Annotated in this window: 19 protein-coding genes; 14 read left to right on the top strand and 5 right to left on the bottom strand. The window is 49.0% G+C overall.

Annotation, left to right across the window (positions count from 1 at the left end):
• Positions 1-133 precede the first annotated feature (133 nt).
• The gene (locus tag ACFQNF_RS07305) at positions 134-883 is read right to left on the bottom strand and encodes a pseudouridine synthase (RefSeq protein ID WP_380187305.1); all 750 of its coding nucleotides are present in this window, start codon (positions 881-883) and stop codon (positions 134-136) included.
• Between the two features lie 306 nt (positions 884-1,189).
• On the opposite strand from ACFQNF_RS07305, the gene ACFQNF_RS07310 reads away from it, so the two are divergent.
• From ACFQNF_RS07310 to ACFQNF_RS07330, 5 genes are all read left to right on the top strand, one after another.
• Positions 1,190-2,296 (top strand): HD-GYP domain-containing protein, encoded by a 1,107-nt coding sequence (locus ACFQNF_RS07310; protein ID WP_380187306.1) that lies wholly within the window; start codon positions 1,190-1,192, stop codon positions 2,294-2,296.
• 143 nt (positions 2,297-2,439) lie between these two features.
• Entirely contained in the window at positions 2,440-3,162 is a 723-nt protein-coding gene (locus tag ACFQNF_RS07315; RefSeq protein WP_380187308.1) for a substrate-binding periplasmic protein, read from the top strand.
• Positions 3,163-3,190: 28 nt separating this feature from the next.
• On the top strand, positions 3,191-3,934 hold the full coding sequence (locus ACFQNF_RS07320) for a substrate-binding periplasmic protein (RefSeq protein WP_380187310.1): 744 nt from the start codon (positions 3,191-3,193) through the stop codon (positions 3,932-3,934).
• 25 nt (positions 3,935-3,959) lie between these two features.
• Complete coding sequence (locus ACFQNF_RS07325; RefSeq protein ID WP_380187312.1) at positions 3,960-6,299, top strand: sensor histidine kinase; 2,340 nt, start codon at positions 3,960-3,962, stop codon at positions 6,297-6,299.
• 150 nt (positions 6,300-6,449) lie between these two features.
• The gene (locus ACFQNF_RS07330) at positions 6,450-7,439 is read left to right on the top strand and encodes a GGDEF domain-containing response regulator (RefSeq protein WP_380187314.1); all 990 of its coding nucleotides are present in this window, start codon (positions 6,450-6,452) and stop codon (positions 7,437-7,439) included.
• Between the two features lie 112 nt (positions 7,440-7,551).
• Here the strand turns inward: ACFQNF_RS07330 and ACFQNF_RS07335 are convergent, their stop codons facing one another.
• Positions 7,552-8,469 (bottom strand): LysR family transcriptional regulator, encoded by a 918-nt coding sequence (locus tag ACFQNF_RS07335; RefSeq protein ID WP_380187316.1) that lies wholly within the window; start codon positions 8,467-8,469, stop codon positions 7,552-7,554.
• 132 nt (positions 8,470-8,601) lie between these two features.
• Here ACFQNF_RS07335 and ACFQNF_RS07340 point away from each other — a divergent pair, with 132 nt between their 5' ends.
• The gene (locus ACFQNF_RS07340; RefSeq protein WP_380187318.1) at positions 8,602-9,540 is read left to right on the top strand and encodes an NADP-dependent oxidoreductase; all 939 of its coding nucleotides are present in this window, start codon (positions 8,602-8,604) and stop codon (positions 9,538-9,540) included.
• Between the two features lie 86 nt (positions 9,541-9,626).
• Here the strand turns inward: ACFQNF_RS07340 and gntU are convergent, their stop codons facing one another.
• The 3 genes from gntU to ACFQNF_RS07355 all read right to left on the bottom strand — a co-directional run bounded on the left by gntU (position 9,627) and on the right by ACFQNF_RS07355 (position 12,904).
• Positions 9,627-10,964 (bottom strand): gluconate transporter, encoded by a 1,338-nt coding sequence (gene gntU / locus ACFQNF_RS07345; protein ID WP_380187320.1) that lies wholly within the window; start codon positions 10,962-10,964, stop codon positions 9,627-9,629.
• 6 nt (positions 10,965-10,970) lie between these two features.
• The gene (gene gntK, locus ACFQNF_RS07350) at positions 10,971-11,513 is read right to left on the bottom strand and encodes a gluconokinase (protein ID WP_380187322.1); all 543 of its coding nucleotides are present in this window, start codon (positions 11,511-11,513) and stop codon (positions 10,971-10,973) included.
• Positions 11,514-11,902: 389 nt separating this feature from the next.
• A complete protein-coding gene (locus ACFQNF_RS07355; protein WP_380187324.1) occupies positions 11,903-12,904 on the bottom strand; it encodes a substrate-binding domain-containing protein in 1,002 nt (333 codons plus the stop codon).
• A gap of 594 nt (positions 12,905-13,498) precedes the next feature.
• Between ACFQNF_RS07355 and dbpA the strand changes: the two genes are divergently transcribed.
• The 8 genes from dbpA (at position 13,499) to ACFQNF_RS07395 (ending at position 22,109) form a co-directional block, all read left to right on the top strand.
• Positions 13,499-14,884, top strand: a complete 1,386-nt coding sequence (gene dbpA / locus ACFQNF_RS07360) for an ATP-dependent RNA helicase DbpA (RefSeq protein WP_380187326.1) — start codon at positions 13,499-13,501, stop codon at positions 14,882-14,884.
• A gap of 517 nt (positions 14,885-15,401) precedes the next feature.
• Positions 15,402-17,099: a DEAD/DEAH box helicase gene (locus ACFQNF_RS07365; RefSeq protein ID WP_380187328.1), complete on the top strand. Its 1,698-nt coding sequence runs from the start codon at positions 15,402-15,404 to the stop codon at positions 17,097-17,099.
• Positions 17,100-17,281: 182 nt separating this feature from the next.
• Positions 17,282-18,001 (top strand): rhodoquinone biosynthesis methyltransferase RquA, encoded by a 720-nt coding sequence (gene rquA / locus ACFQNF_RS07370; RefSeq protein WP_380187329.1) that lies wholly within the window; start codon positions 17,282-17,284, stop codon positions 17,999-18,001.
• Positions 18,002-18,281: 280 nt separating this feature from the next.
• Complete coding sequence (locus tag ACFQNF_RS07375) at positions 18,282-18,863, top strand: PEP-CTERM sorting domain-containing protein (RefSeq protein ID WP_380187331.1); 582 nt, start codon at positions 18,282-18,284, stop codon at positions 18,861-18,863.
• Between the two features lie 472 nt (positions 18,864-19,335).
• The gene (locus tag ACFQNF_RS07380; protein WP_380187333.1) at positions 19,336-20,412 is read left to right on the top strand and encodes a calcium:cation antiporter; all 1,077 of its coding nucleotides are present in this window, start codon (positions 19,336-19,338) and stop codon (positions 20,410-20,412) included.
• A gap of 54 nt (positions 20,413-20,466) precedes the next feature.
• Complete coding sequence (locus tag ACFQNF_RS07385; RefSeq protein ID WP_380187335.1) at positions 20,467-20,973, top strand: Ivy family c-type lysozyme inhibitor; 507 nt, start codon at positions 20,467-20,469, stop codon at positions 20,971-20,973.
• A gap of 147 nt (positions 20,974-21,120) precedes the next feature.
• Positions 21,121-21,483, top strand: a complete 363-nt coding sequence (locus ACFQNF_RS07390) for a glutaredoxin family protein (protein ID WP_380187336.1) — start codon at positions 21,121-21,123, stop codon at positions 21,481-21,483.
• Between the two features lie 50 nt (positions 21,484-21,533).
• The gene (locus ACFQNF_RS07395; RefSeq protein WP_380187337.1) at positions 21,534-22,109 is read left to right on the top strand and encodes a GNAT family N-acetyltransferase; all 576 of its coding nucleotides are present in this window, start codon (positions 21,534-21,536) and stop codon (positions 22,107-22,109) included.
• Positions 22,110-22,141 lie beyond the last annotated feature (32 nt).

Below are 22,141 nucleotides of genomic sequence, written 5' to 3' on the forward strand. Positions count from 1 at the left end.
TGACTCGATAGATGATCGAATGTCAGCTATAGCAGCCACATTTCTCAATCGATACAAATACAAAATCCCTGCGCACCAATGATGATGGGCAAGGATTGTATGATTTGATTCTATATCTCAGGCAGAGCCCTAATTAAAACCGCTCATCCATCCGCAAATAGCGCCACTGACCAACAGGTAGATCAGATAAGGAGATACGGCCAATGCGCAGTCGACGGATTGCGATCACTCTGAGGCCGACTAATTCGCACATGCGGCGAATTTGGCGCGGGCGGTTTTCACGCAATACAAAACGCAATGAGTCTTCACTCTGCCAACTGACTTTAGTTGGCTTTAAGCGCTCATCATCAAGGCTCAGGCCATTATTAAGCTGCTTTAAACCTTCTGTGCTCAACATTCCTTCGACCTGAACGGCATATTCGCGCTCTACATCCACATCCGACATCAGCTTTTTAGCGATGCGGCCATCTTGCGTTAGCACCAGTAAACCTGATGTATCTACATCTAAGCGGCCCGCTGGGGCGAGGTTGTGCATGTGTTTTTTGAGGAAGTTGATGCCGGTTCGGTCGCCAATAAAGCGCGTTTCTGCTTTGATCAAGGTCCAAGCTGGGCGGTCCCCCGGCTCGGCAGGGCCAGATACATAGCCCACTGGCTTGTGCATAAGAATAGTGACACGCTCAGCTTGAAATACCGTGGCCTGGCGCTCTAGGGTGATTTTTTGCTCAGGCACAACACGGCTACCGAGGGTATTGACCACAACGCCATCGACTTTTACCCAGCCCTGTTCAATAAATTCGTCGGCCTCGCGGCGTGAGCACATGCCCAGCTCGGTCATGCGTTTGGATAAGCGGATGGATTCAGTCATGGTCGTAATACTTTTCATAAGAGCAATCTGCCATTGTACCCGCTACAGGCAAAAAAAACGCCACCGAGTCGGTGGCGTAAATACATACAGAGGAGAGAGATGAAACAACATCGAAATCAATTCAATGTACACATTACGTTTCAGCAGTCATTATTCTAATTTTTTAAAACAATGACGTCGTTGCATAAATTACATTATAAGCAGCGAATATTACCCAACGAAGACATAGCAAAACTGCCATTCCGCGCATTTAATCTAAAAATTGAATATCTTCTGTGGCAAGCGCGACTTATGCTTAAGCTAAATCCACCTAAAGGTGCCCTCATGAACTACGACAGCTTACTTACCCCGAAAATTCACGATATCAATACTTTCCAAGATTTTCGGGAGAGCCTTGCAGATCATGCGCCAAGGATCGAGCAAATTATCGCCGAGCTAAAACGTGATCCGGGCAGAATGATGCTTATCTCTGATTTATTTCGCGCTTTTCATAATATTAAAGGCGATGCAGGGCTATGCCGCGTTGAATTTGTGATTCCCCTCGTCCACGGAATTGAAACGCTTCTTTCCAGAATGCGCGCCGGCGAGCTGCAACTTACCGAAGTCTTATCCGAAGTATTGTTGCTGACTTTAGATAGACTAGAGCAAGCCGTTGAATCGCTCAGCAATAATGCATCGGCCGGCAGCTTGCATCTGCCCACACTGGCCCGCGGGCTTGATGGCCTGTCTACTTTGCAAGCGGAAGAGCTTGATCCTGCTTGTGCCCGGCTGATCGAAGCCGTCACCGGTTTTAAACATGCCGCCGTCGCTCTGCCAGACCGTACCCGTGCCGAAGCAGAACGCTCTAACGAAGAGCGCAGCCAAGATTTACGTTTTTTTCGCAATATGGCACTTCAATTAGAAATGCGCTCGCCGCTGTTTCGTGGCCGCACCGCACGCAATCTACAATTAGCCCTCGCCACCAATAAGGCAGCAGGCGGCGTGGTTTCCAGCACCCAGCTCGAAGCCGCCGTGTATATGCATGATGTAGGCATGATGTTTTTACCTGAATCGCTCTGGCTAAAAGTAGAAAGAATGACCGATGCCGAGCGGGCGCAACTTGTCGATCACCCCGCTTGGGCCGCTGGCCTTTTAGCCAGAATGGATGGCTGGCAGGATGCATCAACCATGTGTTTGCAGCACCACGAAAATATCGAAGGCACAGGCTACCCCAATAAACTCAGTGGCAACGATATTGTGCCGGGTGCAAAAATTCTGGCACTGGTCGATGCCTTTGAAGCCGTGATGCTTAAACACAGCCATCGCGGCCAGAATAAATCCGTGCTGCGGGCCATTGCCGAAGTCAACGCCTCTGATCAGCAATTTGACCCTGATTGGATCGAGCCATTTAATCGAGTGATACGCACCATGATGGAAAACGGCGGCTTATAAAGCTTCAAGCAAGGATTTTGCAGGGCAGCCACAAGCTGCCCTGCTCCTCTTTATAAAAAAAGAGCAAGCTTGGTCTATTCTTAAAAGTAACAGAGTCAATGCTGACTAGATTATTTTTATAAACTATGAATAGAACAAAAATCATGAAAGCAATCGCCCTACTGGCTCTCTCTATTTTGCTTTCCACCACCTATGCTGAGACCCTTCACGCGGTTACTGAAACCACGCTTTATAGCTATCTCAAAGAAGGCCAAGTGGCTGGGCCTGCAACTGAGCTACTTAAGCTAAACCTGCAAAGAGCGGGCTTAACTGATTACAGTATTCATCTTTACCCCTGGGCCAGATCCTATGAAATGGCACTAAACCGGGCAAATATTCTTATTTATCCCATTGTTCGTACCCCCAGCAGAGAAAAGCAGTTTAAATGGGTAGGGGAATTGATCAAAACCCAATATCACTTTTATAAACTCAAAGTACATAAAGAAATTATTGTAAACAATCTATCTGATGCTAAACGCTATACGATAGGCGTTATCCGTAATGATGTACGCCAAGACTATCTACACCAACAAAAATTTACCCGGCTCACTATTTCCGCACAGCGCGAAGACAATTTTAAACAATTAATCAATAAACAAGTAGATATCATTCCCCTGCTTGATAAAGATGCTGAAGCACTCTGCCAGCAGTTGGCCTTTGATTGCACAAAATTAGAAAGGATTTACACACTCAATGGGATATCTAATGGCCTATATATCGCTTTGAGTAAATCAACCCCCGACCCTCTTGTAGAAAAAATACGCAGTGCTTTTGAGCAATTAAAAGCCGAGGGGCTAGTCAAAAAAACAATCGAAAAAAACCAATAACAATACGATTCCCTAGAAGGAGAGAGTCTTGCGGTGGCTAAAGAAATGTTTACTTTTTATGGCGCTCAATCTGACGCTACACACGGCCGCTGCCGAAGTCATCAAGATTGTGACTGAAGAACTCGCCCCTTATAATTTCACCGAAAAGGGTGTTTTAACAGGCTTTAGCACCGAGGTCATTCAAGCCATTTTGAAAGAGATGAAAATTCAAGGCGATTTTCAATCTATGCCTTGGGCCAGGGCTTACGACACGGCACTCAATCATAAAAACATACTGATTTATTCAATTGGCCGTACTGCGCAAAGAGAAAAACTTTTTAAATGGATAGGCCCTATCGCTCCTGCAAACAATTATTTATTTTCCCTAGCCAACCACAATATCAAAATCAATCACTTAGAAGAGGCAAAGAAATACCAAATTGGCAGCGTGAATACAGATATCGGCGAGCAGTTTTTGGAATCCCAAGGCTTTATTAAAGGCACAAATCTGCAATCAAGCGTGAAATATCTGCTTAATTACGAAAAGCTCAAACGCGGGCGAGTTGATTTATGGGTGATGAATGAAATGGCAGCCTATCATCTAGTGCGGAAATTCGGCGATGATCCCAATAAGGTACTCAGCAAAGCCTACCGGCTTGATCTAATTGGAGATGGATATTTTATGGCCTTTAGCCATAAAACATCAGATGAAATGGTCGAGCGCTTCCGGCAAGGCTTAGATACGATTAAAAAAAATGGCACATTTGATTTAATCAAAAAGAAATGGCTTTAATTCCTCTTTTTTTTAAAGGCGCGCAATGCCACGTATCGGTCAATCTGGTCTATCACTAGGCAGCCGCATCGTACTCGCTACGCTGGCTTTTTGTCTGGTGTTTACACTAGCGGCCGTGGCGATTAAAACATGGTCAGCATGGCAAATAAACCTAGCCGCCATGCGTGCAGAGCTTAGCCTTATTGAGCAGGTTTATCAGCACCCCCTCAGTAAAGCGATTTGGGAAATGGATAGAGAAACACTCAGAACCCATTTAGCCAGCGCATCCAAAGTATCGTCCTTAGGGCAAATTGTGATTACGATCACGCCAGAACAACGGGCTGCAGAAACCTTTGTATTTACCCAGCCCGGCTGGCAAGCATCAAGCATCGCCCCTTCCCGCCAGCTGATACTGAGCTACCATCCTTTTTCCGGAGCGGCAGGTCAGCAGGTTGGCAAGCTCGTGCTTTCTGGGGATGAACGAGTACTGTGGGCGCGCTTACGTAGCGAGGTTGCTGCAATTATTTGGACGCAAGGCATTCAGTCGCTACTCCTAGCCGGTTTTATCATGCTGATTTTTAACCGATCGGTCACCGTGCATGTGCAGCGAATTGCTCGGCACCTAGCCCAGCTGAATCCGGATAACTTAAACCAAGCGCTGCTTATGCCACGGGACTCATCCCGTCAGGATGAGTTAAGCATGCTGGTTTCTGGCGTCAACAATTTACAGAGTAATTTATCCGGCTACTTGCAACAAAAGCAGCAGTATGAAGAAGAGCTAGCCAAACATCGCGATCATCTGGCCGATCGGGTTTGGGAGCGTACCGCAGAGTTATTTGAAGCCAATAAAGCCTTAGCCAGCTCGGCAGATACATTACGCCAGCTGGGCGATATTGGTAGAGAGCTCACAACCAGCCTAAACCCCCATGCGATTTGTTTAACGCTTTATCAGCATCTACGCGCCCTCTTGCCCCTCGATGCCTTTACCGTAGCGCTACTCGCATCTGAGGGCGACAGGCTGAATCTGATTTACTACATCGAAGATGGCCTGGTAGCCGATCCTGCCATCCTGATGCTCGATCACCCTAGCTCGCTTTCAGTTAGGGCATTTAGGGAAGAACAAGAGCTGATTATCGCCGACGAGGCCCTGATAGAAAAAGCACCTTCCCCCGAAAGCATTAAGCCCAGCGCACCCATGCGCTCTGTAGTGCTACGCCCTTTAATTGTAAACAGCCAGCGTATTGGTGTTGTTTCCATTCAAAGCCACACCGCCAATGCATTTCAGGAAAGAGAATTAGAAATCCTGCGCTCTATCGCCGTCTATGCCGCCATTGCACTTGCCAATGCAACCGCTTATGCCGCTGCAGAAGCCTCTAGGGAACAAACAGCCAATGCGCTCGAAAACTTGCGCCAGGCACAGAGCCAGCTGATTCAATCTGAAAAAATGGCGGCTCTTGGGCAGCTTATTGCAGGCGTCGCACACGAAATCAATACGCCGATTGGCGCAGTAAAATCCAGTGGCAAAAATATCGCTGATTCATTAAGCCACGCCCTAGAAAACTTACCAAGGCTCTTTCAAAGGCTGACTGAAATCGACCAGCAACGCTTTATCCAATTAATCAGTTACAAACCTGAACACGTGCTAAGCCGCCGTGAAGAAAGAAGTAAGGTGCGCATATTAAACCAAGAACTTGAAGCCGAAAATATCGAAGATGCCCACTACAAAGCGGGGATTTTGGTGCAATTACACGCGGAAAGCAGCTTGGCTGAATACTTACCGCTACTCCAGCATCCAGATCATGGCTTAATCCTTGATACGGCTTACAGCATTTCAAGCATCGTAAGCAATACCGACAATATTAATTTTGCGGTAGAGCAAGTCAGTAAAATTATCTTTGCCCTGAAATCTTTTTCCCGCTTTGATCACGAAGGCGTCAGCACCGAAGCCCATTTAAAAGACGGCTTGGAAACGGTGCTCACCATTTATCAAAACCAAATTAAACAAAATATCGAATTAATACGCCACTACGAAGATATTGCCCCAATTGTCTGCTTCCCTGACGAGCTGAATCAGGTCTGGACCAATCTCATCCATAACGCATTGCAAGCCATGCAATACAAAGGCGTACTCAAGATAGAAATTAGCCGAACAGCGAATGAAGCAAGAGTGGCGATTTCAGATAGTGGCTGCGGTATTGCAGAACATATCCGCCCAAAAATATTTGATGCTTTTTTTACCACCAAGCCCATAGGAGAGGGCAGCGGGCTTGGCCTAGACATTGTTAAAAGAATTATTCACAAGCACCAAGGCCGTATTGAAGTACAGAGCGAAGTTGGCTTGGGCACAACGTTCTTAATCTATTTGCCCTACTTACGCCCAAACTAGCCCCCCATAAAAACCTGCACAGCCCTTCTTTTTGAACTACAAAGCAAAGAACAGGTAAGAATTAATTGGTAAATTTGTCAGCAAAAACAAGCAATTATCATAGATGATAGATAAGGCACCGAGCACTAAATTGTCTGTAGAGACTCCGCCATGGCAACCATTTTATGTGTCGACGACGATAGCAGCGTACTCAATGCCCTGCGCTCTCTCCTAGGGCAGCGCCTGAGGCATGATCAATCGGTTGAGCTTGCTGAAAATGGCGCTGAAGCGCTGGAAATTATTGCCGAGCTAGCGCAAGAAGGCCGCGAACTCAGCGTTATCATTGCGGATTACATTATGCCCGGCATGAAAGGCGATGAGCTTTTAGTACAGGTGCATCAGCAGCTCCCCAAAACCATGAAAATCATGCTCACCGGACAAAGTGATCTAAATGGCGTAAAACGCACCATTAATGAAGCCAATTTATTTCGCTTTCTTGAAAAACCTTGGCAAAACGAAGATGTCGTCCTCACCGTGCAGGCCGCCATCCGCGCTTATGAATTGGACGACAAGCTGCAGCAAACAAACCAAGAATTACTGCGAATCAATGAAGAGCTAGAAAATAGAGTTAACGAGCGTACACAACAGTTGCAAGAAAAAAACCGCGAGCTAGAGCAACTGGCTATCACAGATCGCTTAACAGGTATCTATAACCGCTTATTTCTTGATCAGGTTTTAGAACGAGAATTCACCTCGGCAGGCCGCCACAACACCACTTTTTCTCTGATCTTGCTCGACATTGATCATTTCAAAAAGGTCAACGATAGCTACGGCCATCATATGGGTGATGAAGTGCTTAAAAGCATCAGCCTAATCCTGAAAGAAACGATCAGAGACAGTGATCTGCTTGGACGCTGGGGCGGCGAAGAGTTTCTGATCCTCTGCCCCAAGACACAACTCAAAGACGCCGCTAAAGTAGCCGAAAAACTACGCCTTGCGATCGAGCAATACGACTTTGCTTCGATAGGCTGTAGAACCGCCAGTTTTGGTGTGGCCAGCTACAAAAGTGGCGACACCATTGCCATGGTCGAAGCCCGCGCCGATAAAGCGCTTTATCTGGCAAAAGATCAAGGCCGAAACCGCGTGGTATCGAGCGGGTAACGCCCTAGCCCCACTTTGAGCAACGTTTGCAAAGCGAACAAGCGCTATATCTAAAGCTTCGACAGTGGCAAGCAGAGGGCAAAATCATCGCTGCCGATTGCACCTCGGTCGCCTATCTGACGAGCAATCTGGGGGCGAATTCCTTGATGATAAACTCGACAAAAGCAGTGGCTTTAGCGGGTAGCCAATCACGAGCGGGGTAGACCGCATACACCGGTAAGCCCGCTGCTAGCTGATAATCGGGCAGCAGCGCTAGCAATTGGCCGCTGGCAAGCGGTGAGGCTAATAAAGCACAATCAATCAATAATATGCCTTGGCCATTAATGGCCGCATCCACCAAAGCGCAGGCATCATTCATCGCTAAAGGGCCGCTTACCCGCGCTTGCTCCTCCCCTAGTGGCCCGGTAAACGTCCATAGATTCATGGCGCGCAGGCCATTTTGGTAAAAGAGACAAGCATGCTGCGCCAGATCGCTCGGTGTTTGCGGTAAGCCGTGCTGTGCTAGGTAGCTTGGGCTGGCAACCAGCTGCAATTGTAATTCACCCAGCTTACGCGCCACTAAAGATGAATCTGGCAGATGGCCCACCCGAATAGCGATATCGACTTGCTCGGTCGTTAAATCCACAAAGCGATCTTCCAGTTGCAAGAGCAAATCGACTTCCGGATAACGCTGGGAAAATAAGGGCAGTATGGGGATTAAATGCACCCTAGCTAGAGACGACGAGCAGCTTACTTTCAGCCGACCACGCACATTCTGCCGATAATCATCGGTAATCGCGTCGATATTCTCCAGCGCCACAGCAATGGTTTGCGCCTCCTGCCATACCCGCTCGCCCAATTCGGTTAGTGCCAGCTTGCGTGTTGTTCTTTGCAATAACTTTGCACCAAGCTGAGCTTCAAACCGTGCCAGTTGCTTACTTACTGACGAGCGATGCAAGCCCAGCTCCTGAGCGGCCCCCGTCAAACTGCCGTGGCGTACCACGCAGGAAAACAATGCCAAACCTGGCAAAGTATCTAGAGAAAGAGACATCCGAGCTTCCTTTGGGGTTGCGGGCTGATTGATTCCACTGAGGCAACAATGTAATGCTTTTGTCAGCACTAATCAATCCAGCAATTCATCGCTAAACTAGCCCCTATTCACTTACCCACTGGAATAAGAAAAATGACAACAAGTATGCAAGCCATTCGCCAACACAGCTACGGTCAACGCGATGTATTACAGCTGGAAAACGTTCCCACACCGCAGATTAGCGCAGATGATGTGCTGATTCGTGTCCACGCAGCTGGGGTTAATCCGGTGGATTGGAAAATCCGTGAAGGCTATTTGCAATCCATGATGCCTCATGAAATGCCGCTCACTTTGGGCTGGGATGTGGCGGGTGAAATTGTTGCCCTAGGCGAGCAAGTTACAGGCTGGCAAATCGGCGATGCCGTATATTCCCGCCCAGATATTGGCCGCAATGGCGCTTATGCCGAGTTTGTTGCCGTTAGAGCCAGTGAAATTGCCAAAAAACCACAAAGCCTAGACTGGCAACAAGCCGCCGCCGTACCTTTAGCCGCGCTAACTGCATGGCAAGCACTATTTGAAATAGCCCAATTGCAAGCAGGCGAAAAAGTACTCATCCATGCCGGTGCAGGTGGTGTGGGCCTGTTTGCGATTCAGCTCGCCAAGTGGCGCGGTGCCGAGGTGTATACCACCACCTCCGGTAAAAACGCCGAATTGGTCACCACACACGGTGCCGACCATGTGATTGATTACACGCAAGCCAACTTCGCAGATTTACGCGATCTGGATGTGGTGTTTGATACCATGGGCGGTGAAATCCTAGCCCAAAGCTGGCAAACACTGAAGGCGGGAGGCCGACTGGTCTCGATTTGCGACGAGCCAGATATTGCTACCGCACAAAAACACCAAGTGAGAGCGCAATTTTGCTTTGTGCAACCCAGTGCAGCTCAATTAAGCGAGATTGCTGCATTGTTGGATGCCGGCGACATCAAAGTGGTCATCGACAGCGTGTTCCCATTAGCCCAAGCCGCCCTTGCCCATGAGCGCAGCGAAAGCGGCCGCGCCCGTGGCAAGATTGTGCTGCAAGTTGCTTAAAGCATTTAAAAGTGTGGCCTATCCAGTGCGATAGGCAATAAAAAGCCCTGCCTTTAATCAAGACAGGGCTTTTTGCTTGATGCGATTTACATCATGCTAAACGCAGCCATACCAACCAAAGCACCCGTAGTACCCAAGATGGTTTCCATCACCGTCCACGTTTTCAGGGTTTGCAGTTCATTAGCCCCTGTAAACTTACCGAATAGCCAAAAGCCAGAGTCATTTACATGGCTCAGCACGATCGAACCACCAGCGATACATACCGATAATGCCGCCAACTGCGCACCCGAATAGCCAGCCAGTTCAATCACCGGCAGCACCAAACCTACCGTAGTTAAGCATGCTACGGTGGCCGAGCCTTGAATCACCCGCACCATCGCGGCCAATACAAAACACGCCACAGCAATTGGCAAACCAGCCCCGATCAAGGCATTACCCAAGGCGGGGCCTACACCCGAATCCACCAGCACTTGCTTAAACACACCACCCGCACCGGTCACCAGCAGGATAATCCCGGCGGGCTGCAAGGCGGCGCTACATACTTCCATTACCTTGTCTTTGCTCATGCCACGGCGCAGTGCGAGGCCGTAAATCGCCAGCAAGCAGGCCGCTAAAATAGCAATAAAGGGGTGACCAATCAGTTGCAACCATTGATAAGCCGTGCCACTTGGATCAACAAAACGCGCCACGATGGTTTTTAAACCCACCAAGATCAGCGGAAACAGCACCAGCGCCAAGCTAAAACCAAACGAAGGCATTTGACCCTTACCCAAGCTCGGCTCGCTCACATCATCAGGCAACGGTAAATGCACATGTTTGCTAATGAAATTACCGTAAACAGGGCCAGCCAGCAGCATGCCAGGAATGGCAGCAGCCAAGCCCAACACAATCATCCAGCCAAAATCAGCTTTCATTTGCGAGGCCAACAACATGGCAGTTGGGCCCGGCAAAAGGAAAGCCGCGGCCGCGGCGACACCAGCAAACAGCGGAATCGCCAGCTTTACCACATTGCCACCGGTGCGGCGGGCCACGGCAAACACCACACCAATCAACAGCACCACAGCCACATCAAAGAACAAAGGTAGGGTACAAATCAGCCCGGCAATCCCCAGCGCATAATTAGCGCGACTTTGGCCAAACAGATCCAGTAACTTCACCGCAATCTGATCCAGCGCACCGGTTTCATGCAAGATCTTGCCAAACATCGCACCGAGCGCCACCACCACGGCTAAAAAGCCCAAGGTGCCGCCCATGCCTTTTTGCATGGTGTCGGCAATTTTATCCAGCGGCATGCCCGAGCCGATACCCGCAGCAATCGACACCAGCATCAATGCAACAAAAGCATGCAAACGCGCCTTCATCACCAAGAACAACAACATCAGCACCGAGCCAATCGCGGTGACCAGTAGGGTTAATGTATCCATTGCTGCTTACTCCTGAGCGGTTTTTGCGCGGATGTGTTGCACGGCAGCGGCAACTACATTCTCTAGGCTTTGATCGATATCGATATGTGCAACATCGGGCTCATCACGGCCTGGCACTTCGAGTGTGGCAAATTGCGAAACCAGCATTTTTGGCTTTTGAAAGTGACCGACACGCGCTTTTAAGCGAGATTCGATCAGCTCGAATGTGCCGCCCAGATAGATAAAGGAGAGATTAGGGTTCCCCTCGCGCAAAATATCGCGGTAGGCTTTTTTTAAGGAAGAACACACAATCACCGATACGGTTTGGGTGCGTTGCATGGCGTAGGCTGCAGTGCTTAAAGCTGCAAGCCAAGGCGCACGATCGTGATCATCTAAAGGCTGGCCCGAAGCCATCTTGTCGATATTGGCGCGGGGATGCAAAAAATCGCCATCCAGAAAACCACAGTCCAGCACGCGAGATACCGCGCTACCCACTGCAGACTTACCACTTCCTGAAACACCCATTACAACAAAGACTTGGTGTGGTATTGCTTGATCGATCTGACTCATTGAATCGACTCCTGATTGGTTTTCATCTGGTTTTTCGTTATTAATGTTACTGGTAACATTTTGTAGCCACAGTATCTCTCGCAATAAAAAAACTGCCAAGCAATAAATTTGTTGCAGATCAAATGGAAAGGTAAAAGGAGAAGTAAGGTAAGGCGCACTCGAAGCGCAACGGACGATGCTCCGCATCGTTAAGTGAAGCGCAGTGCGCCTTGCGGTGTGGGCTTAATGTGCGGCTTGATTTTGCGGGAGAGGTGTTGGCGCACTGCGCTTATCGCTGAGCGACAAAAAACTGTCGCACGCAGAGCTTCGAGTCCGCCCTACAATCTTCGCTTCAAGTGCGTCTTACGATGCATCTATCCAATATTTAACATCGAATGCCCACAAAACCATCACAAACTCTGCCCCAAGAAAATCTCATAAGACAGATCCAATACCCTATCCGGATATACCTTCCCTTCCATTCTGCCGATTAAACGCTCGGCGGCGACGCGGCCAATGGCTTCACGTGGGGTAATCACGCTGGCGAGTTGAGGCGCTAGGGCATGACCGATATCTAGCGCATTAAAACCTGCCACGCTAATTTGCTCTGGCACGCTAAGCCCCATTGTCTGACAGGCAAGCAATGCACCAGCGGCGATATCATCATTGGTGCAAAACACACCGTCCAGATCAGGCGCGGCTTGCAAGGCATTACGTAATAGCTGGCCACCTAGAGTAAAACTAGAAGGCTGATCGGTGTGAATCAAGACTGGCGTCAGCTCTGCCTCGGCCAGTGCAGCTAAATAACCCGCTTCACGCTGACGAGTACGATGATCTAAACGCGCGGCTAAATAGGCAATGCGCTGACGCCCCTTAGCAATCATCAAGCCCACCATTTCTTTGGCCGCCGCAGCGTGATTCAGCCCTACCGCCAGATCAATCGGATGCTCCGGCAGCTCCATCACTTCCAGCACGGGGATTGCTGCGGTTTCCAGCATCCGCAAAGTGCGATCGGTATGCTGGGTTTCAGACAAAATTAACCCATCCACATGAAAAGACAACAATTGCGCGATCTGCTGCTCTTCCCGCTCCATGCTATAGCCATAGTGACCATAAAGCGCATGCAAACCCGCAGGGCCGCTGACCGATTCAATACCGCGCACTACACTTGAAAAAACCTGATTCGACATCGAAGGCAGCAACACACCAATCGCACGACTTTTGGCATTCGCCAGCATATCCGGCACGCGGTTGTGGATATAACCCAGCTCTTCCATCGCAATCGCAATTTTTTTAGCCGTGGCCTCTGCCACCTGCTGCGGCTCGCGCAAATAACGGCTCACCGTCATTTTGGAAGCCCCCACTTTATCCGCCACATCCTGCAAAGTGGGACGGCGTGCTTTGTGATTCATTCGATTCCTTGTGTCTTCAAAATGCGGGGATCGCCCACGGCGGCTATGTTACTAGCTGATGTTACGCAACGGAAACCTAAATCTTGAACCACGGAGGCCACAGAGAACACAGAGTTTCACGGAGAAAAGCATTTTAAACTGAGGGTTTTGAGTCGTATCAACTTCAGCAAAATAGATTTATATCGCGACGCCTAGTACGGGGCTTAAATTTCCCCTTGAAACACGCCGGAGCGAGGAACAAGCGGGGCGGGGTTTCGGCAAGGGAGCGAGGCAGCGAGGCAGCGAGCCAATCCCGCCCGCCGCCGACTCGATTGTCCGCAGCGCAGGGGCCTTCGTGTTTCGTGGGGCGGCCTTCTTTGGCTTCGTTTCTTGGCCGTTCAAGAAAGGAAGGCCCCTGCGGTGGCTAACCGCTCCAAAATCAACGTGCCGAAGGCACTAATAAAAACAATGCCCTCAGAACATGCAACATCTGTCATCAACCTGAAAGATTCCCCCCGTAGCGTTCATGGGCTGAAACCGTTGCTCGTGATGACTGGCCCTAAAGCGCTTCCCCTGTTAGACTACTGCCCCTTTTGGCCAGCGAGTTAAGTCATTGTGAACACTACATCTTTTGCCAATCTACCTCTCTCGCCGGCCATGCTGCAAAACTTGGATAGCTTGGGTTACGTCGAGATGACGGAAATTCAGGCGCAAAGCCTGCCGCTGATTCTGGCGCGCCGCGATTTAATTGCACAGGCTAAAACCGGCAGCGGCAAGACCGCAGCTTTCGGGATTGGCATGCTGCATAAGCTCAACCCTAGCTATTTTGCGATTCAAGGCTTGGTGATTTGCCCAACGCGCGAGCTAGCCGATCAAGTGGCTAAAGAGCTGCGCCGTTTGGCCCGCTTTACTGAAAATATCAAAATTTTAACGCTCTGCGGTGGTACACCGATGGGGCCGCAAATCGCCTCTCTGGTACACGGGGCGCACATTATTGTGGGCACACCGGGCCGCTTGCGCGATCACCTTGGCCGCGCTTCGATTGATTTATCCACAGTACAAACGCTGGTGTTAGACGAAGCCGACCGCATGGTTGATATGGGCTTTTACGACGAGATCGCCGGCATTGTGAGCGCTTGCCCAACGCGCCGCCAAACCCTGCTGTTTTCTGCCACCTATCCCGACAATATTCGCAAAGACAGCGCAAAGTTTTTGAAGTTGCCTGCCGAAGTGAAAGTAGAGGCGCAACATGCTGACAGCCAAATCGAACAACGTTTTTATTCCGTTGAGCACGAAGAACGCAACGCCGCCGTGGCGCAGCTACTCAATCACTACAAGCCCGTTCAAACACTGGCCTTCTGCAATACTAAGATCCACTGCCGCGAGCTTGCAGCCGAGCTGCGAGATCAAGGTTTTAGTGCCCTGGCGCTCTACGGCGAATTAGAACAACGCGAGCGCGACGAGATCCTCGTACAATTCTCTAATCAAAGCTGCTCGATCCTCGTCGCCACCGATGTGGCCGCGCGTGGTTTGGATATTCAAAGCTTGGGGGCGGTGATTAACGTCGACGTATCCAAAGACACCGAAGTGCATATCCACCGCATCGGCCGCACTGGTCGTGGCCACGATAAAGGCTTGGCACTGAGCCTGGCCGCGCCCAATGAAAAGAAATGGGTGACGCTGATCGAAGAATATCAAGGCGGGCCAGTACGCTGGTTTGACTTGGAAACACTAGAGCCAGAAGCCAGCGGCCCTTTGCGCCCGCCGATGGTCACGCTGTGCATTATGGGCGGCAAAAAAGACAAGCTGCGCCCGGGTGATTTACTCGGCGCACTGACCGGTGACGCGGGCCTGACTAAAGAGCAGGTCGGCAAAATCAATGTATTTGAATTTTTAACTTACGTCGCCATCGACAGACGCGTAGCCAGCAAAGCTTTTAATAGCCTGAGCCAGGGCAATATCAAAGGCCGCAGCTTTAAGATGCGTTTTCTAGGCGAGTAGCCAATGTAATCAGGGCTGGGGCATTGCCCCAGCTAAACGTATCGTAGGGCGGGTGAAACCCGCCAGATTGATGCCCCAAAAGCGAATAAACGGCGGGTTTCACCCGCCCTACGCGATTTCCCTCCAACATGTCATCAATTACTTGATGCCTATTCGGCATCGCAATACCCCCCAGCCCCGCCGACTAACGGCGGTATTGCGCACTAATTCATGATTGCTTCACACAGCACAGCAAGTACACAGGTATAATGCCGCCGGTGAGTGCGTTACCCAGTCTCCGCGCTACACCATCCAAATACGCCATCAAGCACATTATGCTCAAACTGTTAAAGCTCATTCCTAGCCTATCTCGGCAGAATGCGGCTGAGTGATCTATCTTGATATCCTATTTGGCTAAGGTTGGCCTAGGTATTTCATAAAGGTAAATTCATGAAATATCTGGGCTAAACACCTACCCCATCTGCCTTTGACTGGCGCCATTCTTGGCGACAGGCCGATACTCTCCTCTGGAGTTTGAATGAGTTTTTCCGCCCTAGGGCTTGCGGACGATATCGTCCGCGCCGTTACTGAACTTGGCTACACCACACCAACCCCTATTCAGCAGCAGGCTATTCCTGCCGTGCTATCTGGCGGAGATTTACTCGCTGGCGCACAAACCGGCACCGGTAAAACCGCTGGCTTTACCCTGCCACTGCTGCACATTCTGAGTACGACACCTGCTACTAGCAAAAAAATTCGTGCCCTGATTCTGACCCCGACGCGTGAATTGGCCGCTCAGGTTGAAGAAAGCGTGCGCGATTATGGTAAATACTTACCGCTAAAATCCATGATGATGTTTGGCGGCGTGAGTATTAATCCGCAAATTAAACAGCTGCGCGGCCATGTCGATATTCTGGTGGCCACTCCTGGCCGCCTACTCGACCATATCTCACAAAAAACCGTTGATTTAAGCGGTATTGAAGTGCTGATTTTGGACGAAGCCGATCGCATGCTGGATATGGGCTTTATTCGTGACATCAAAAAAGTGCTGGCTCTACTGCCGGCTAAGCGCCAGAACTTACTGTTCTCCGCTACCTTTTCTGACGAAATCAAAACCCTGGCCGATGGTCTCTTAGATAACCCAGCGCTGATCGAAGTGGCTCGCCGTAACGCGACTGCCGAAATGATTACGCAAAAGGTTTACTTTGTTGATCGTGAGCGTAAACGTGAGCTGCTCACCCAGCTGATCAAAGAAAAAAATTGGTTCCAGGTGCTGGTGTTTACTCGCACCAAGCACGGCGCTAATCGCTTAGCCGAGCAGTTGAGTAAAGATGGCATTAACTCGCTGGCGATCCACGGTAATAAGAGCCAAGCCGCTCGTACCCGCGCGCTAGCTGAATTTAAATCTGGCACGTTGCAAGTGCTGTGCGCTACCGATATTGCTGCGCGTGGGATTGATATCGAAGAATTGCCACATGTGGTGAACTTCGAGCTACCTAACGTTGCCGAAGATTATGTGCACCGCATTGGCCGTACTGGCCGTGCTGGCTCAGAAGGCGAAGCGATTTCATTGGTTTGTGTAGATGAGCACAAGCTGCTAAATGATATCGAACGCCTGATCAAACGCGATATCACCCGTGAAAGCGTAGAAGGTTTTGCGGTTGATCCAAGCATCAAAGCCGAGCCTATCTTAAATGGTCGCAATGGTGCTCAGCGCAAGCATGATCCGCGCAATCCAAATAGCGGCCGTCCGCCACGTGGGCATAATCGTACTGACCGTGCTCCGGCAGCAGGTGATGCATCACGCCCGGCACGTAGTCAAGAAGAGCGTGCTCCACGTAGCAATGAAGAACGCGCACCTCGCCCAGCAGCTCGCTTCAACCCCGATGCTCGCCCTGCTACGGAAGGTCGTTATAACAACAATCCACGCGGTGAAACACGCTCTGCCGCAGCCCCACGTCCAGCGGGCGAAGGCCGTTTTAATAACCCACGTGGTGAAGCTCGCTCTACTCCTGCTGCACCTCGTCCAGAAGGCCGCACAGATTCACGTGCGCCTCAAGGCCGTGCTCCGCAAGATCGTAGTTTTTCAGATCGCGCACCGCGTAGCGATGCTCGCAGCAGCGCGCCACGTCCAGCTGGCAAGCCACGCGGCGATCAACAACCGACCAGCAATGAAAACACCCCAGTTGCAGCACTATTTGCACCGATCAAACGCTCTGGTGGTCGTCATCACTAAGCGGTTTTAATCGCTTAATCCAAAACGGCGCGGTATGCGCCGTTTTTTTATGCCTGTATAAAATAAACCTGCCATTAGTGGCTTATTCCATTTGTGAATATGTCGTACGCAAATCTTGGCCCAGCTCAAAATGCCCATTTCTGAATACTTTAAGCTCAAAGCATTATTCAGGAAGCCCTGCCATGACAAAAAATCATCCCAAACTGCCTGAGAACCCTTATTACGAAGGTGTTCCTGACTATATGACCGAGGTGTATGACTGGGCTTACGTCAACCCACGGCGTGTTAATCAGCTCGACCACAATCTGGTGGTAAAAGTGCTGCTATTTGGTAATGATCAGCGACTGATGCGTGCTTATTTAAATGAAATTCAGCCAGGAATGAAAGTCTGGCAAGTGGCGCATGTCTATGGTGATTTAGTGCGTAAAGTGGCGCAAAAAGTGGGGCCAGATGGCAGCTTTCACCTCACTGATATTACTCCAGCGCAAATCGAACATGGCCAAGCCAAATTAGCCATCTACCCTTGGTCTAAAGTCGTCCGTGCAGATGCGGCCAATTACCAATGCGATAAGTCATTTGATCTGATTTGCAGCTTCTTTTTACTGCATGAAGTGCCAGACGATAAAAAACATGAAATTGTCAATCATATGCTGAGCCAAATGCCTGAGGGCGGCAAAGTACTCTTTGTTGATTACCACCGCCCCTCGCTCTGGCAGCCCATACGCTGGATATTAAAATGGGTAAATGCCAAATTAGAGCCCTTTGCCGAGGCACTATGGCAAAATGAAATCAGCCATTACGCTAAGCACGCAGATCAATATAATTGGCAAAAACGCACCCTATTTGGTGGGGTTTATCAGATTGTGGCGGTTACTCGCACAGCGCCAGCGGCCCAAAACTGATACAAAAGGACAACAGCTCATTGGGCTGTTGCCTATCCCAATACCTAGCAGCCCCTTGTGCCGTAAAGCGCAAACTAAAGCTTATAGAAAGCCTGTAAATAAAATCATCAACATACGCTATATCCAGAATTATAAACGCTGTAAACACAAGCAGCTCCAGCCGTTCCAATCAAAAACAAACACCAAACTTACAACAAACATAAACGATTGTTTTGACAAGAGCAAGGAACAGGACAGAAAATAATCGGATTCAGTTATTTTCTATCTACAGGAAAAGTTCATGCTGCAAACAAAATTGTTGATCTCTTGCGCTATTTTTGCTTTAAGCTCTTTTGCAAATGCCACCGTTATCGATTTCAATCATTTAGCGCACAACGATACTTCTCAAGCCTTTAGTACAATCAGCTCTAATGGCTTTGTCATTAAAAATGACAGCCAAGGAAGTGATCGTCTAGGTGTTTGGGGCAGAAATGATGAGTTTCAGGCCGATACAGGCCATGCTGCCGTTTTTGTAAACTACAGCGGTAGTAAAACCAGTATTGAACGCGCTAATAAATCATTCTTTAATTTTAAATCCATCGACCTTGCTGATGTTTTTAATAATGGCGATTCAGCCACTATTAAATTCAGTTTTTTTAATGGTCAAAGTACAACATTTGAAACCGTTATTCTTGATCAGCTAAAAGGTCTGCAAACAATTGTTTTTAATAAAAACAATCTCACCAAAGTATCTTGGGTAGGCTCTAACAGCCAATTTGATAATATTAATGTAAGCGCTCCAGTACCAGAGCCAGAAACTTATGCTCTGCTCGGCATGGGGTTAATGAGTTTATGGATTGCACGTCGTCGTAAACACGCCTAATTTAATAAAGCCTTGCGCCATATAAGAACCATGCCATGATCATGGTGGTTTTTATATGGCACTCCTGCTAATTAAATACCTAAATAGCAATATCTATTTATCCGCCAATCTCAGCGCCCAGCTCTGCACTTACCGTGCTCAGTGCTATCATTTTAAAAAATACTGTATCAGTTGAACTTTTTATTGCCCTGTTGCTCTAATTAGCGCACAGTCGTTCGCACTAACCCCCTATATATGTATATGGCATTACCCCTGCAATACACTTCTCGATATGAGCAATAGCGTCTGATTTGCAGATCCTTCCAGTGAAGCAAAGCGCTTTGCTTCATCTTGGTTTGCTTTCCCCGTATGCGGGGCTAAGATGCTCTGTGCTCAATACGGCCTATCTGTGCGCAATATTGTCGAACTCGCTATAAATCACTGACCTCACACTGGAGCATATTATGTTGAATCTTTTTTCTCTGGCGTCGCGATGAAAGTAACACTCCCTATCTGGACTATTGCCGCCCCCATCATCGCTTGGGCACTTTATCTTGCTCCCGGCCAAAGCTTGGGCGTGATCTATCTTGCACTATTAACAATCGCTTTATTTGGCGGTGTTTTAGCTGCAGTACATCATGCAGAAGTGGTTGCACACCGCGTAGGAGAGCCTTATGGCACCTTAGTTTTAGCGGTAGCGATCACCATTATTGAAGTAGCGCTGATTGTTTCTTTGATGATGGCAGGCGGCCCTGAAACCACCGCACTTGCCCGGGACACCGTCTTTGCCGCGGTGATGATTATTTTAAATGGGATTGTCGGCATGTGTTTACTGGCAGGTGCCGCTCAATATAAAGAACAAACCTTCAGCCTTAATGGCATGAGTGCAGCCTTAACCACACTGGCTGCCATTGCCGTGTTAACGCTGATTTTGCCTAACTACACCACCAGTGCTCCCGGCCCTTTTTACACTTCCAGCCAGCTGATTTTTATCTCGGTCGTCACACTCGTGCTCTATGGCACTTTTGTTTTAGTACAAACGGTAAGGCATCGTGATTACTTTCTGCCTAGCCATGCCGAGGGCGATGAAGAAGCCCATGCTGCACCGCCCTCACTGCTGGAAACATCAATCAGCTCTGTTTTGCTGCTCGTTTGCCTTGTCGCTGTGGTGTTATTAGCCAAAGCACTGGCACCCAGTATCGAGCTAGGTGTGGCCAATATGGGTGCGCCTAAGGCAGTAGTGGGTGTGATTATTGCAGGTGTTGTGCTGTTACCCGAAGGCCTTGCCGCATTGCGCGCAGCCCGGGCCAATCGCTTGCAAACCAGTTTAAATCTGGCTTTGGGATCGGCATTAGCCAGTATTGGCCTGACTATTCCTGCAGTAGCACTGGTCGCCTTAATGAGTGGGCTCACTCTCACTTTGGGCATTGATATCAAATCCACTGTATTGTTGCTGCTCTCGCTGTTTACCACCATGCTGGCCTTAGCCACAGGCAAAACAACGGTCTTGCCAGGTGTAGTGCTCCTAGTGATTTTTGCAGTCTATTTATTTGTGACCGTTATCCCCTAAGTGATAAAACGGGCGCCGCGTTATCGACGCTGTGCCCGCAACAAGGAAAGCCGCATGCAATGGATTAGCCGTATTTCAATCAGCAGTACCCTCCTCGCCGCGCTCTTCATTCCCCTCAGTGCACAGGCAAAAAACATCAGCACTAAAGATGCCTTGGCCTGCGTGGAATCATCAAAATGCGCCTATTTCTTTGATGTGTATGCTGGCGACAAACAGCTGCGCCAACAGCTAAACAAAGCATTTAAAATAGCAGGTATTCCCGCGCCGCGTTGGCTAGGAAATGGCACATCCACACCGATGACTCCAATTATCTTGGCGCAAAAAACCTACTTACTAGGATCCGTGTGCCAGCCCCATAATTGCCCCCACTCCATCAGTATTCTTTACTCACCAGAACAAAAACGGGTAGTCGCCCAGTATCAGCCCAAAACAGGCACGCCTAAATGGCTAGGAGAGCCAAGCGCTGCGGAACAACAAATCCTTAATGAATTTGAAACCGCCAACAGCCCTTTGCAAAAAAAGCTGGATAGCCATTCCAAACTCCCCATCATCATTAATTAAATAGCAGGCCCAAAGCCAATAAGCTTATTTGCAATCACAGCGCAAAAAGCCGTAATATACAAAATGCTCCAAGTTTGCACTTGGAGCATTTTTTTGCCCTCAATCTTTAAAATAAAGCATCTTGTGCAGTATCAATAAGGAAAAATAATGGCTCGCCTGATTATGCTATTACTGATTGCCGGCGCACTACAATTTGCCTGGAAACATTACGGTACCAACCGGTTTAACACCGAATATAGCAGCACAAAAATGAGCCAGTTAGCCTCTGCGGTCAACCCCGGCGAAGTAATCATGTATTCCACTACCGAATGCTTTTATTGTGTAGAAGCCAAATCGTGGCTCAATCAAAATGGCTTTGCTTTTACCGAATGCAATATGACAATTGATCCGCGTTGCCAGCAGGAATTTAACGCTTATGGTGCAATCGGCACGCCTTTTTTGATTGTGCGCGGCCACCAGATGAAAGAAGGCTTTAATGCTGATGAGTTTTTGCAGGCCTTAAGCAGCTAGCGGCTCTTTTAAATATCAATTACAAATACATTTATAAAGGCTGATATGCGATGAGCATCAACCCAATTTTGCTTGATTTTCCTGATCATTTTTCATCAAAGCGCTTAATGATGCGTTGCCCGCAAGCAGGTGACGGCGAGCTTGTTTTTGCAGCGATTAATGAATCTATCCACGCATTACGCCGCTTTCCTGCTTCATTGCCCTGGGCTGTCTTTGAGCCATCTGTAGCCGCATCAGAAAGCTATTGCCGCGACAGCCATGCCCAATTTATTGCCCGCAGCGATTTGCCTTTCCTCATATTTCTAAAAGAATCCGGCCAGCTCATTGGCGCAGCAGGCTTGGTAAGAATGGATTGGAATGTGCCCAAATTTGAAATCGGCTATTGGTGCCGCACTTCATTACAAGGCTACGGCCTAATTACCGAAGCCATCAATGCCCTTAGCCAATTTGCTTTCGAGCACTTAAATGCCAAACGATTAGAGATTTTTGCAGATGATTTAAACACCCCCAGCTGGCGCGTAGCCGAAAAAGCCGGGTTTGAGCTTGAAGGCATACTGAGAAATGAAAAAATTGATCCCGATGGCACACTGCGCAATACGCGGGTTTACGCAAAAATACCTTTGTAGTTGAAATGGATTACATAGCGGCGAGTGATCGC

The sequence above is a fragment of the Iodobacter arcticus genome (assembly GCF_042664895.1).
Classification (GTDB): Bacteria; Pseudomonadota; Gammaproteobacteria; order Burkholderiales; family Chitinibacteraceae; genus Iodobacter; species Iodobacter arcticus.

Bases quoted from the DNA above. Each gene is read 5' to 3' on its own strand.
- ACFQNF_RS07325 (WP_380187312.1), top strand. From the start codon at position 3,960: ATGCCACGTATCGGTCAATCTGGTCTATCACTAGGCAGCCGCATCGTA.
- ACFQNF_RS07355 (WP_380187324.1), bottom strand. From the start codon at position 12,904: ATGAATCACAAAGCACGCCGTCCCACTTTGCAGGATGTGGCGGATAAA.
- ACFQNF_RS07380 (WP_380187333.1), top strand. From the start codon at position 19,336: ATGAAAGTAACACTCCCTATCTGGACTATTGCCGCCCCCATCATCGCT.
- ACFQNF_RS07375 (WP_380187331.1), top strand. From the start codon at position 18,282: ATGCTGCAAACAAAATTGTTGATCTCTTGCGCTATTTTTGCTTTAAGC.
- ACFQNF_RS07305 (WP_380187305.1), bottom strand. From the start codon at position 883: ATGAAAAGTATTACGACCATGACTGAATCCATCCGCTTATCCAAACGC.
- ACFQNF_RS07330 (WP_380187314.1), top strand. From the start codon at position 6,450: ATGGCAACCATTTTATGTGTCGACGACGATAGCAGCGTACTCAATGCC.
- ACFQNF_RS07390 (WP_380187336.1), top strand. From the start codon at position 21,121: ATGGCTCGCCTGATTATGCTATTACTGATTGCCGGCGCACTACAATTT.
- ACFQNF_RS07340 (WP_380187318.1), top strand. From the start codon at position 8,602: ATGACAACAAGTATGCAAGCCATTCGCCAACACAGCTACGGTCAACGC.
- rquA (WP_380187329.1), top strand. From the start codon at position 17,282: ATGACAAAAAATCATCCCAAACTGCCTGAGAACCCTTATTACGAAGGT.
- ACFQNF_RS07315 (WP_380187308.1), top strand. From the start codon at position 2,440: ATGAAAGCAATCGCCCTACTGGCTCTCTCTATTTTGCTTTCCACCACC.
- ACFQNF_RS07365 (WP_380187328.1), top strand. From the start codon at position 15,402: ATGAGTTTTTCCGCCCTAGGGCTTGCGGACGATATCGTCCGCGCCGTT.
- ACFQNF_RS07395 (WP_380187337.1), top strand. From the start codon at position 21,534: ATGAGCATCAACCCAATTTTGCTTGATTTTCCTGATCATTTTTCATCA.
- gntK (WP_380187322.1), bottom strand. From the start codon at position 11,513: ATGAGTCAGATCGATCAAGCAATACCACACCAAGTCTTTGTTGTAATG.
- ACFQNF_RS07335 (WP_380187316.1), bottom strand. From the start codon at position 8,469: ATGTCTCTTTCTCTAGATACTTTGCCAGGTTTGGCATTGTTTTCCTGC.
- ACFQNF_RS07385 (WP_380187335.1), top strand. From the start codon at position 20,467: ATGCAATGGATTAGCCGTATTTCAATCAGCAGTACCCTCCTCGCCGCG.
- gntU (WP_380187320.1), bottom strand. From the start codon at position 10,964: ATGGATACATTAACCCTACTGGTCACCGCGATTGGCTCGGTGCTGATG.
- ACFQNF_RS07310 (WP_380187306.1), top strand. From the start codon at position 1,190: ATGAACTACGACAGCTTACTTACCCCGAAAATTCACGATATCAATACT.